Here is an 11,723-nt window from a genome sequence, read left to right as displayed (position 1 = left end):
AATAAAGAGACTTTTTTCATTTCAATTAACGAAGTTTATTCAATTTGAATACAAAATCTTAACATAAGAACCAACATGAATCGTAGAGAATATATAAAAAATACCGCTTTAACACTTGGGTTGGGCGTTTCAGGAATTACACTTTCTGAAATCTTTGTTTCATGCACAAAAGAAGCAAAGCTGACTTGGAAACCTGTTTTCCTTTCATTAAAACACGCAGAAATTATTGCTGAAATTGCAGAAACTATTTTACCCAAAACTAAAACTCCTGGAGCAAAAGAGCTAGGCGTACCCCAATTTATTGACAAAATGGTCAATGATACAATGGACTCGTCAAGTAAAGAGCAATTTGTGAATGACCTTGTAAATTTTAATGATAATTGTCAATCAAAATATGGCAAGAGTTTCGTTGAACTTGACCAATCGAAACGAGAAGAATATTTATTGGCCTTGGATAAAGAATCGCCCCGCACAGGCATGAGTCTTTGGGGAATAAATCTTGAACCAGATGCCCCGAAACCAACATTTTATAAGAAAGTAAAAAGTCTGACTCTTTTTGGCTTTTATACTTCTGAGAGCATTGGAAAAAATGTATTTGGATTTGACCCAGTTCCAGGTGATTATATTGCTTGTATGCCGCTTAAAGGTCAAAATTCTTGGAATGAATAATTTAAATATGCATTTCACTGTTGCCTGAAAGATTTTGAAGGCAACAGTGATTAAAATAATACGTCTTGAATTTCTTTTATTCGATCGAACATGGCTTTAGCAAATGGGCAAAGAGGAAGAATCTTTAGGTGATTTTCTCGGGCATATTTAACAGCCTGCATTAGTAATTGTTTTCCAACTCCTTTTCCTTCAAAATTAGGACTAACCTCAGTATGGTCAATGATAAATTTATCATTTCCAGCAAAAGTATAAGTCATTTCACCAGCTACATTCACATTTTCTATTGCCTTAAAAACTCCTTTTTTATCGTTTTTTTCGTGAATGATTTCCATTTTTCTTAAAGTCTGTCAAAATGATGTTGTTTAACTAAATTTGAAAACTAAGTTATAAAAAAGAGTAATTATTATAATAAAGTTTTTGAAAAAACTTTAAAAGTAAGACTACAAATGAAGTGAATGTAAAGATTGAAAAGTGTCATTTTTTGTCTTTAAATTAGTTATTTATGTTTTGACATTATAAAATCAATTTGCTCTTTGCTTGAAAATAATTTATCAGGTAAATAGATGCTAATACCATTTTCAGGTTTTAATAATATTCCTTTTTTTGTTTTTAGTATTTTGTTCATTCCTTCCCAATTTAATTCACCTTTTGAGAATGGACCGCTATGTTTGATTGTTTCGTCACTAAAATGTAGTTCAATTTTCTGCCCTACAATTTTGGAATCTAAGCGTTGTTTCAGCCATTTTTTCTTTTCAAAATAAAGTTTAAAAAATTCATAAACTCCTATCATGCTAAATAAGATGGGGAAATAACCTAAAATTTTATTTTGGTCTTGAAAAGAAAACCAAAGGCCCAAAGCTATCATAGTAATTGCAAAAAATGGTTCGTATTTTTTTGTTTTGAGTGATGAAACAATTGCTTTATAAGCTTCATTGTAATACTTTTCATCGGGTACGAAACTAAGATTAAAATTCATTTCAATATAATTACTTGGTAGAAAAATTCAAAATTTTACTGTGTTGCGATTGTTGAACGCTAACGTTACTTAACTGCCTAAAGGTTACTTTTGCATATTAGACTGAAACTTGGATGAACGATATTGCTAATTTAATAGTAATGTTTTAATGACTACTAATTTTTTAAAAATTATTCGCAATTACCGATAATTCTTGTTTAGACGTTTTCATAAATAGTTTTTCGTTAATCAATCTTTCAATGGTGTTGCCAATAGCAGATTTGTTATAAATTATCTCCAAGTCAGTAAATAATACACTCCAGAGTACATTTTCTATTATTTCCTTTTTCGATAAAGAATAGGTAATTTTCGTTTGACCAACTTTTAATATAACTGACTTTTTTGTAAAACTTTGGTTTCATAAGATTAGAAAAATATCTCCTAATCTTTTTCAGACATGTTAACAATTTTTGCTAAGTATATTTTATCTCAATTATTTATTGTTCTACTTTTTTTCAGAATTACACATAAATTTTAAAGATATAAATTTTGGTCTTAGTTTTTTTTGTTGAATAATTTTTTAACAATCGCTTTTTGATGGTTTTTGAATGGTTTTAGAGTTAACTCGTTAAATAACAGATCTTTACATAATTCTTCGTATTGAGGATAAAGGATTTTATATATCTAATTTTTGAATATGTTGCCCAACAAATGAACTTGCTAAGGATTAAAAATGCAAGAACCTGCTCAAATCGAATGGCACTGACCAAATTTGCGAACTAATGTCTAAAAAAAGGATCGTAAGAGCTAACCCAGTGAAAAGCAAAAAAAATATTTTTCGGAGTGAAATTTGAACAAATTCCATACGAATTGAATGTTGAATGTGCCTGCAAACTGAGACTTTTAGCTGAGAATTAACGCTTGAAATTTTGTATTTACCCAGTCTCATGAGCTTTTGAAACTCGTCTGTCCCAACTTCTGTCGATATAAATGGCTGTTTTTCAATTACTTACAAAAATTCAAAAAACTCCCATCTACCGAAACAAGAGTACAATAAAACGCCTAATGTTTAATTACTTCTGTCAGCCCCCACTTGCAACAAACCCATGTTGTGTGACATATTTTTATTCTCCAAAGTATTTTTCAATTTCTGTTACCGCGTTGTCAAGTCCATTTTCGTTTCTAATGGCCTGTCCAACTATCAAGACATTGTTCTTGATTTCGTCAGTCTGTGAAACATGAATTGCTGCAATAAGTTTATCTACGGTTAATGATTTTGCAGGAATATGAACACCTAATTTTCTATGTTCAATCAGTTTGCCCCAAGTTGGTTGGTCGGTATAAAATGATACTACAATAACTGGCAAGTCATTTCGTAACATTGTGGCCAAAGTTCCTGCACCACCGTGAAAAACACCTACTTTACACTTTGGTAAAATCGTTTCGTGGTTAACGTATTTTGTCACAAACAAATTTTCATGTTTTGGCATTTCATCAAACAATGACCAACCTGTGCAAAATAAAATCCGCTCGTTCGTTTTGTCTAAAATTTCAGTTAAAATGTTTGTAAACTTCTCTTTGTTTCCAACTCCATTACTCCCAAAACCTACATAAATCGGTTTTTCACCTTGTTTTAACCAATCGCTTAATTCAATAGAAATTTTATCAAGACTATGTGTTTCTCTTTTTTGATTTGGAACAGTCAAAAAACCTGTAATTTTATGATGGCTTTCCCAGTCTTTGGGCTGTGGAATTAGCGTTGGACTTATGCAATACAAATCTAAGGGCTTTTGATTGTCAATGTAAGTAATTAAATTTTCCTTCAAAATCGGTAAACCTAATTCTTGTCGGTACTCATTTGTTTCTTGTTTGACGAACTTCCAATAAAAAGTTTGGGCAATTTTGTAAGTCATTTTGTTGTACCAAGCGAAATTTAAGAAGTCAAAGTCGCCCAATGGAAATTCAGTTGTCGGCACAACAGGTGGCATCAAATAAGTCAAAGCGACTTTTTTATTTTGCTTTTCAGCAATTGCACTCACAATTGGAAGTGTCACAGAGTTGACAATGATGTAATCTACTTTGCTAATGGCTTCAAAATAACTTCTTCGCAAAAGCACTTTCATATTATTCAGCACTTTGAAAAAGTGTTTCATCAGTTTGATTGAATTTTCAGTTTTTGAGAAAAAGTGGCGGAACTACCACGCAGATTTTCTGTCGCAAACCCACTTTGAGAGCAGAAAATACAATAGAACTGCCCAAAAGCTATCCTGTCCACAAAGAACTATGCGTTTGAATAATTGAAAACCCAGCGAATTTTGCTCGTCGAACGAGACTTTGAGCAAAAAACTGTCAAACTATTTTAGAAGCATACGCCGCAAAGTTTTCGAGAAAAAAGCCTATAAATTATTTTTCCAATTTAGTGTCGCAGGTAACTTTGCAAGCAGTAGCCCCAAAAACGTAGAAGCTATTGAGAGTAAACTCTTTGCAATCCTTCTGATTTCATGTCGAAAGTGCCTAAGAGTATGATTGTTTATAAATGAAATTATTATTTTTCCTTTTTTGATGACTTGGCTTTGCTGTTGAACTCTAAACAAAGATTTATCCAGTAGTCAAATTCGTTTTTGCTTTTCATACCTGAGTCGTCCACCATTACATAACCTTTCATTGGGCGTTTGGTAAAGTCCATAGTTCGGCAACCTTGCTTTTCAATTTCTGTTTCGTGAATTGAAGGGTCAATACGACACATCATTTCGTCTTTGATAATTCCAACACACATTTTTCCGTTAACCATAAAAGTTAAACCTCCCATCATTTGTTTTTCCTCCACTTTCGGAATTTCACAAATCGATTCTCTAATTCTATCAGCAAGTTTTTCGTTGTAAGCCATATTTAATTTTTTTCTGCTATTGATTTAATGTTTGTTAGAATTTTCTCTTGAATTTCACCCATCTTTTTTTTCATCATTAAAGCATTTATAATTCTAACCATCAAATTGGCAGGTTCGTAATAAGATTCGTTTACGATTTTGGTTTTGTTGTCACCAATTTTTTCAAGATAGAAACAAAACTGAGGGTCTTTCAGCATCTTGCCCATTCCCATGCTGTCGTTTTCAATTGCCCAAACTGTTTTTTGTTCGTGAACAAGTTCAACCAACTTTTCTGTCATTGTTCCTCTTTTGCCTCTGTTTTCCATTTCGCAAGTTCGGGTTTCGCCTTGTTTGTCCATTCGTCCTGTAGCCGTAATAACGCCTGGATTTATTTTGTCCAACAATTTAATGTCGGTGATAATTGCCCAAACGCTGCTAATAGGAGCATTGATAACGGCTTCATTTCGTGCTTGTAATTTGCTCATTTTTTTGCTTTAAATTGTTGTTAGAGTAGTTGTCTGTGCAAATATAAATAAATTCACTTGGAATTTCCAAGTGAATTTGTATTTTTGTGTCGTGAAAAAGAAAGAAATACATTTTAGGTCTGATTGCCCCATTGGTAAAACACTTGATATTTTGGGTGATAAATGGTCGCTGTTGATTGTGAGAGATTTAGTATTTAAAGGGAAAAATACTTACGGTGATTTCCTGAATGGTGGCGAAGGCATTACAACAAGTGTTCTTGCAGATAAATTAGCACTACTTGAATGCGGTGGAATAATTTCAAAAGGAACTCACCCAGAGAGCAAAGCGAAAATTCTTTATTCACTCACACCAAAAGGAATTGATTTGATTCCTGTTTTGGTTGAAGTAATTGAATGGAGTGAAAAGCATCATGAAGTCCATCCATTTGCAACATCGTTTGTTAAGCAATTGAAGAAAGATAAAGCAGGTGTCATAAAAATGCTTAGGCAAAGTTTGAAGTAAAGCTGTTCCCTATGGCTGTCCGAAAGTTTGAAGTAGCACTGTCGCTGTCTAAGGTTTCCAACGCTCGCAAGCAAGATGATTCTTGAGTGAATGTTGAGTTAATTAGTTGATTATCAAACTTTTACTTGCTTGCTCACGTTGTAGATAAACCAACGTTGCAAGCTCTTTTTTCCGAGTATCGCCCGAAAAATAAGCGACCCAAAGATATAAAAAAGTAGCCGCTATGGAATAGTATAAACCGCAAAGTTTTCGAGAAAAAAAGCCTTTAAATTATTTTTCTAATCGCACGTCGCAGGTAACTTTGCAAACAATGGACTAAAAAAGCGAAAATTTTGAGAGTAAACACTCAAAAATTTCGCTTCTATAATGTCGACGATAACTTTGAGTTCAGACCTAATAAATAGATATTTTCACTTATAGAGGTTTAGCTTTCTGATAATCTGATTCATCATAAACCAAACTTTTATAAGTAGTAGATTTTAAATTATTTGTTTTACCATAATTAAAATCCATAGGAGATTTATCCCATTTACAAGCTAATCCATTTATTGTCCCAGATATTAGTAATTCTCCATTACAATAATACTTAATAGCATTTTTATCACTAAAAAGAACAATAATAGAATCAACTTGCTCAGAGTCAAAAGGTGAGTTTTGTCCATTAATGCCTGGAGAACCATACCCTCTGATGGTATCAAATTTGCTTTGTTTATTTATTGAAATATTATTCAAAAGCTTCGATTTACTGTAAACAAGTATACTCATATCTTTCGATGTTCTATTCTCAATGGTGAAATTAACTTTAGGAGAAATAAAAAATGAGCATGAAAAACAAATAAATATTAGCAAAAAAAATATTAGCTTAGTCATAGTTTGAAAAAACAGCTTTTTTAAGAAAAATAGGCTTTCTACTAAGTCCTGTAACCTGAATAACACGACATATTAGATTAATCACAATTTTGCTTTCATATAATCGGTATTATCGAAAGTAATAGTCTTGAATACTTTTCCAGAAACATTATTTCTTGAATATGACCCCGTTGCAAAATCTAAAAGGTTTTTTTCATAATAACATTTATCAAAGTTTCCATACAGTGTAAGTCCTTGACAATATTGTTTTAAATATTTATTATCACTAAATTGTATTATTAGAGAGTCTGTTTTTTCATTAAAAAGACTTGTTGTACTCCCTAATTCAACATTTATAGTTTTTTCATACTGTTTATGAGAGTCAATTTTTATACTTTCAATTAAAACGGACCTACTAAAAAATGAAATAGTAATAGCCTTGTCTGCTTCATTTTGTACAATAAATGTTTCTTTTGGTTTAACAAAAAAAGTACAACTCATTGTAAAAAATATCATTATCCGAAAAATTGAACAACAGCCTATCAAATACACTGTTCGGTCTTTTACAAACCTGTAAAGCCTTTGATGAAGCTAAAAGAACTATTTTAATAAATTAATGTCAGAATCTTTGATATCCATAAAATATTTCATTTTAATCCTTTTATTATTAATTTTTTCATTAGTTGGTTGCTCAGTATACCTGCTAAATAAGAATTTGTATTTTTCATTTTTGCAAATAGATAAATTTTCACCATTACAATACACAGCATAAGTACCAACATTTCCAGTTTTTAATGAAATAGAGTCAACATCCCAATTGGGAAAAATATTAATAGGGTAAAGATATTTATTCAATATTTGAAATTCAGAATTAGGTTCTATTTTTATAGGTTCTAATCCAATTTTTCTACCTTTATAAAACCCAGTAATCTCAATCGAATTACTTGTATTATTTTTCACATACAAAATTTGATACTGAATTGGTCCAGTATCAGGAAGTAAACCACAGCTTATGCACATGTTTATGCTACATAATAATATTATATTGAAGATTTTAGTTACCATGACCATTAAATAGATTCATAGCCTATCAACTCAAAATAAGTTGACAGGCTATGAAACACAATATATTCTTTTAGGTTATACCAGTTTGTAGGTCGTTGCTAAAAAAACTTCTAATTGTCCGAAACGGAAGATTTAATGGGGTATATATTCAAATCCCATCTTCTTTCACGCTTCGAACTATTAAAGATGGTTACTCATATATCGACAGAGTATTTTTTTCAAAGAGGTTTCGCTTTCTGATAATCTGATTCATCAAAAGTAATTATTTTTGTTATTTTATTAATCCTTCTACTATTTTCTATTGTTGCATCTTCAAAATTAAGTAAATTCTTTTCAATTTTACAATTTGATACCTGACAACATAACTGGATTCCATTACAATATTGCCTGATATACTTATTGATTGAAAACTTAATAACTACAGAATCAGTTTCCAATGAAAATGGAGAAGATACACTCCCTCTTTGACTAAAGAAAGTGCTATCAAATTGAGTCTTTGACTTAATTTGCAATTTTCGTTCTAATTTAGATTTATTATAAAACGAAATCTCAATATCCTTGTTTGTATCATTCTTTAATATGTATGTGTCTTTGGGTCGAACAAAGAAGGTACATGATGTACAAATAAAAATTATAGAAATCTTCGATAGCTTAATCATAGTCTGAGAATAGTTGAATCGCTGCTGCTTCAGTAGCATTATTAGAATTACTTTCAAGATAATCACGATACATATACCAATTAGTTGGTCTTGCCATCAAAAAAGTTTGTAATTGAGTGATGGTATATCCATTTGCTTGGTCATTTGGGTTGTTAGCTTGTAAATTTACTTGATTAAAGTTATCAACAAGGTCAATAAATAATGGTGTATACCAAGCTCCATTAGAGATACAAGATGCAGATGACCCCATAGTTGTCAATGTAGTAAATTGCCAATTATCAAAATCTAATAAAATGTTGTTATTTGGATTTGTTGGTGCATAAATTATTCTTGTTACGTGCCAACCAACTGCTTGTGCCCAACTCAGACCACTATACATTTTTGAAAAGTGAGTGTAAAAGTCATAATTTTGAGGTGACGAAACCAAAAATTAATGACCAATACACTCATATACAAAGATAGTCAACTTTATGAATATTATGGACTATCAGGCATCAAGAATTTATTAGTAATGGTAGGTGGCATCTTGCAATCACGGACAGTAAATCTGTACAAGATAAAGGACTATGTCGGTGGTATTTTAGGCAACGATAAAACCGCACCTTTAAGCCATTACCAACGTTTGATACGCTACTTCGCAGAGTATTCACACTATGATTCATATAGCCAACATATACTGGAATTAAGCCATAGCTTTTTTACAAAATCGTATCGTTATCTCATCCTTGATGGGACAAAATGGGATTTAGATTTTCGGACAGTTCACCTCTTAACCTTGAGTGGAATTGTATCTGATGTAGCTGTACCAATAGGTTGGGAAGATATAGGGAAGAAAGGGCATTCTTCCCAAGAAGAACACAAAGATTTCTTTGATAAGATGCTTAAAAAGGTGTCTTTAAAAGGAAAGGTTTTATTAGCTGACCGAGAATACGTTGGCAGAGACTGGATAGGGTATTTAATTGATAATCAGATAGAAATAGTGATACGAATGAAAGAAGATTGTTATAAGTCTGAACTTGATGAGAAGCAAAGAAATAGAGCCATTAAAAAGGCTAAAAGAACAAAAAAGCCAATTAAGCTACCCATTACTATCAATGGTAAAAAGTTATGGTGGGTGGTATTTTCTAACCCACAGAATGACCAAACAGAGCCTTTATTATACTTTATTACGAGCCTTAAAAATGCCACTAAAGCCACTGATGCTTACAAGAAAAGATGGCTGATAGAATGTCTATTTAAACACTTAAAATCCAATGGATTTAACTTGGAGGATTTAGGTGTAAAATTCTCACATAAGATAGAATTAATGATGGCAATTTTGGTTCTTGTTTATAGTTTTGCTGTTAAACAAGGCTTAATAAAGCGGTTTAAAATTCAAATGAAAAAGCACAAAGGTGGAAAAATATATCAAGCTGTATCTACCTTCAGACATGGACTTTCGTGGCTACTATGTAGCTTTAAAAATATGCGTCAGTTAATCAAAGTATTGCAAGAAATTCGGTCCGCAAAAGTTAAAGCTAATGTCCCTATTCCAAAAATGTAGAGTGGTATGTAATAAAGGCTCTGTTTGGTCATTCTGTGGGTTAGAAAATACCACCCACCATAACTTTTTACCATTGATAGTAATGGGTAGCTTAATTGGCTTTTTTGTTCTTTTAGCCTTTTTAATGGCTCTATTTCTTTGCTTCTCATCAAGTTCAGACTTATAACAATCTTCTTTCATTCGTATCACTATTTCTATCTGATTATCAATTAAATACCCTATCCAGTCTCTGCCAACGTATTCTCGGTCAGCTAATAAAACCTTTCCTTTTAAAGACACCTTTTTAAGCATCTTATCAAAGAAATCTTTGCGTTCTTCTTGGGAAGAATGCCCTTTCTTCCCTATATCTTCCCAACCTATTGGTACAGCTACATCAGATACAATTCCACTCAAGGTTAAGAGGTGAACTGTCCGAAAATCTAAATCCCATTTTGTCCCATCAAGGATGAGATAACGATACGATTTTGTAAAAAAGCTATGGCTTAATTCCAGTATATGTTGGCTATATGAATCATAGTGTGAATACTCTGCGAAGTAGCGTATCAAACGTTGGTAATGGCTTAAAGGTGCGGTTTTATCGTTGCCTAAAATACCACCGACATAGTCCTTTATCTTGTACAGATTTACTGTCCGTGATTGCAAGATGCCACCTACCATTACTAATAAATTCTTGATGCCTGATAGTCCATAATATTCATAAAGTTGACTATCTTTGTATATGAGTGTATTGGTCATTAATTTTTGGTTTCGTCACCTCAAAATTATGACTTTTACACTCACTTTTCAAAAATGTATAGTGGTCTGCATTGGATTCGTCGCAAATGGCTCAAGATTTGGAGAAAAACCGAGCAAAAATTATCCGAATGGAATTGCGAGAATCAATAAAACAGAATATTGAGATTATCGCAAAAGCTTAAAAAATCAAAATAGCGTGAAAAAATTCCAACTTATAAAAGTACGACACTGCACAGCTATAATTGGTTGATTATTTTCCAACTTTCGCAAATGAGATGATGGGAGAAAAGCTGGGTATTTGGTTATATAATATTTAACTTTTCCTTATTTGCAGCGTTGGGACTCACACAACTTGAACACTTCGCCAATCGAATGTCCACCAAAAAATTAAAAGTGCCAAGGTGGAAAAAATTGTAGAATTTGCTCATATTTATTGTCCCTAACCAACTCTATGTGCCAAGTTATGAAAGAAGAAATTGAAAAGCAAAAGAATTTATTTGTCGGAGTGTAATTTGAGTAAATACCCCGCTAATTGATTGTTGACAGAGCATATAAACTGGGACATTTTGCAGAGAATTTACACTTCAAGCTTCGCTTTTGTCTTGTTGCAAATGCCTAAAATCTAACAAAATATTTCAGTTGCATATGCTTTCTATTGGTTTTACATTTTTTGTATTTTTTTGTAACATCTTTCAATTCTTTTTTGCCAATCACCATTCCATTTTTGTGTAATTGCCTTGTTGCACAAAGCAATTACATTATCATACTTTTTATTCTTTTCTTCAATTATCGCAAGCTGTTCATAACCCTTGTGTTTTGGCAGATAACTACCTTGGTATTCTTTTTTTAATTCTATTGAAGCTTTTTCTGAAATTTCAATTTGCTTTTTGCATGACTCAATAGCAAGATTTAATGCACTTGGATACGTTTCTCTATGTTTATAAAATATTTCAATCTTCTGTGAATAGTAAAAATGAAGGTCTATAATATTTGTATTTGGTTGAATCAAACTATCTATTTTCTCAAAAATTTTTAAGGCGATTTGAATATCTTCTATCTTATTGAACCAACCACTCAAACCAACTAAAAAAGAAATAATAGACCTACTTGTATAGTCATAATGACCTTCTGTTAGAGATTCTGTTCCAATAGAAAGTGGATTATATGTGCTAACTATATATTTTCTTTCGGACTCTGAAAATGAATTTAGCCACCATTCACTTAATCCAAAATATCCAATATCTCCTTTTATCATTTTTTGTTAACTCTTCCAACGACTCGCAAGTGCGATGCTGGGGATTGATTTTGGATTAACTAATTGATTTTCAAGCGTTTACGCACTTGCATAGAGTTGAACCAACAACTTTGTTGAAGGGTTTTGTAAAAATAGTAAAA

At 32.0% G+C, this 11,723-nt stretch carries 15 protein-coding genes; 4 read left to right on the top strand and 11 right to left on the bottom strand.

The features are described from left to right. Window positions 1-75: 75 nt before the first annotated feature. Entirely contained in the window at window positions 76-669 is a 594-nt protein-coding gene (locus tag MJQ71_RS20390; protein WP_238808794.1) for a gluconate 2-dehydrogenase subunit 3 family protein, read from the top strand. Window positions 670-719: 50 nt separating this feature from the next. Here MJQ71_RS20390 and MJQ71_RS20385 read toward each other — a convergent pair whose 3' ends face one another. From MJQ71_RS20385 to MJQ71_RS20365, 5 genes are all read right to left on the bottom strand, one after another. Then, window positions 720-1,001 (bottom strand): GNAT family N-acetyltransferase, encoded by a 282-nt coding sequence (locus MJQ71_RS20385; RefSeq protein ID WP_238808793.1) that lies wholly within the window; start codon window positions 999-1,001, stop codon window positions 720-722. 164 nt (window positions 1,002-1,165) lie between these two features. After that, complete coding sequence (locus MJQ71_RS20380) at window positions 1,166-1,645, bottom strand: YcxB family protein (protein ID WP_238808792.1); 480 nt, start codon at window positions 1,643-1,645, stop codon at window positions 1,166-1,168. Between the two features lie 1,103 nt (window positions 1,646-2,748). Beyond that, entirely contained in the window at window positions 2,749-3,777 is a 1,029-nt protein-coding gene (locus tag MJQ71_RS20375) for a glycosyltransferase (protein ID WP_238808791.1), read from the bottom strand. Window positions 3,778-4,169: 392 nt separating this feature from the next. Next, a complete protein-coding gene (locus tag MJQ71_RS20370) occupies window positions 4,170-4,511 on the bottom strand; it encodes a TfoX/Sxy family protein (RefSeq protein ID WP_238808790.1) in 342 nt (113 codons plus the stop codon). 2 nt (window positions 4,512-4,513) lie between these two features. After that, a complete protein-coding gene (locus MJQ71_RS20365; RefSeq protein ID WP_238808789.1) occupies window positions 4,514-4,975 on the bottom strand; it encodes an SRPBCC family protein in 462 nt (153 codons plus the stop codon). 91 nt (window positions 4,976-5,066) lie between these two features. Here MJQ71_RS20365 and MJQ71_RS20360 point away from each other — a divergent pair, with 91 nt between their 5' ends. Beyond that, window positions 5,067-5,477 carry a winged helix-turn-helix transcriptional regulator gene (locus tag MJQ71_RS20360; protein ID WP_238808788.1) on the top strand — a complete coding sequence of 137 codons (411 nt, stop codon included), beginning with the start codon at window positions 5,067-5,069 and terminating at the stop codon, window positions 5,475-5,477. A gap of 414 nt (window positions 5,478-5,891) precedes the next feature. Here the strand turns inward: MJQ71_RS20360 and MJQ71_RS20355 are convergent, their stop codons facing one another. From MJQ71_RS20355 to MJQ71_RS20340, 4 genes are all read right to left on the bottom strand, one after another. After that, window positions 5,892-6,242, bottom strand: coding sequence for a hypothetical protein (locus tag MJQ71_RS20355; protein WP_238808787.1), 351 nt, complete (start codon window positions 6,240-6,242; stop codon window positions 5,892-5,894). Between the two features lie 186 nt (window positions 6,243-6,428). After that, window positions 6,429-6,827: a hypothetical protein gene (locus MJQ71_RS20350; RefSeq protein WP_238808786.1), complete on the bottom strand. Its 399-nt coding sequence runs from the start codon at window positions 6,825-6,827 to the stop codon at window positions 6,429-6,431. Window positions 6,828-6,926: 99 nt separating this feature from the next. Beyond that, window positions 6,927-7,286, bottom strand: coding sequence for a hypothetical protein (locus MJQ71_RS20345; RefSeq protein WP_238808785.1), 360 nt, complete (start codon window positions 7,284-7,286; stop codon window positions 6,927-6,929). 756 nt (window positions 7,287-8,042) lie between these two features. Next, window positions 8,043-8,429, bottom strand: a complete 387-nt coding sequence (locus MJQ71_RS20340) for a hypothetical protein (protein ID WP_238808784.1) — start codon at window positions 8,427-8,429, stop codon at window positions 8,043-8,045. Window positions 8,430-8,483: 54 nt separating this feature from the next. Here MJQ71_RS20340 and MJQ71_RS20335 point away from each other — a divergent pair, with 54 nt between their 5' ends. After that, the gene (locus MJQ71_RS20335) at window positions 8,484-9,593 is read left to right on the top strand and encodes a transposase (protein ID WP_238808783.1); all 1,110 of its coding nucleotides are present in this window, start codon (window positions 8,484-8,486) and stop codon (window positions 9,591-9,593) included. Here the strand turns inward: MJQ71_RS20335 and MJQ71_RS20330 are convergent. Then, the gene (locus MJQ71_RS20330; protein WP_238808782.1) at window positions 9,525-10,328 is read right to left on the bottom strand and encodes a transposase; all 804 of its coding nucleotides are present in this window, start codon (window positions 10,326-10,328) and stop codon (window positions 9,525-9,527) included. The two genes, MJQ71_RS20335 and MJQ71_RS20330, sit on opposite strands and share 69 nt — an antisense overlap. A 28-nt stretch (window positions 10,329-10,356) precedes the next feature. Here MJQ71_RS20330 and MJQ71_RS20930 point away from each other — a divergent pair, with 28 nt between their 5' ends. Then, on the top strand, window positions 10,357-10,491 hold the full coding sequence (locus tag MJQ71_RS20930; RefSeq protein ID WP_290370203.1) for a hypothetical protein: 135 nt from the start codon (window positions 10,357-10,359) through the stop codon (window positions 10,489-10,491). A 498-nt stretch (window positions 10,492-10,989) separates the two neighbouring features. On the opposite strand, the gene MJQ71_RS20325 is transcribed toward MJQ71_RS20930, so the two are convergent. Beyond that, window positions 10,990-11,583, bottom strand: a complete 594-nt coding sequence (locus MJQ71_RS20325) for a hypothetical protein (RefSeq protein ID WP_238808781.1) — start codon at window positions 11,581-11,583, stop codon at window positions 10,990-10,992. Window positions 11,584-11,723: the final 140 nt, after the last annotated feature.

The organism is Emticicia aquatica, assembly GCF_923079645.1.
GTDB lineage: Bacteria > Bacteroidota > Bacteroidia > Cytophagales > Spirosomataceae > Emticicia > Emticicia aquatica.
This window is presented reverse-complemented; position numbering and strand designations above follow the sequence as displayed.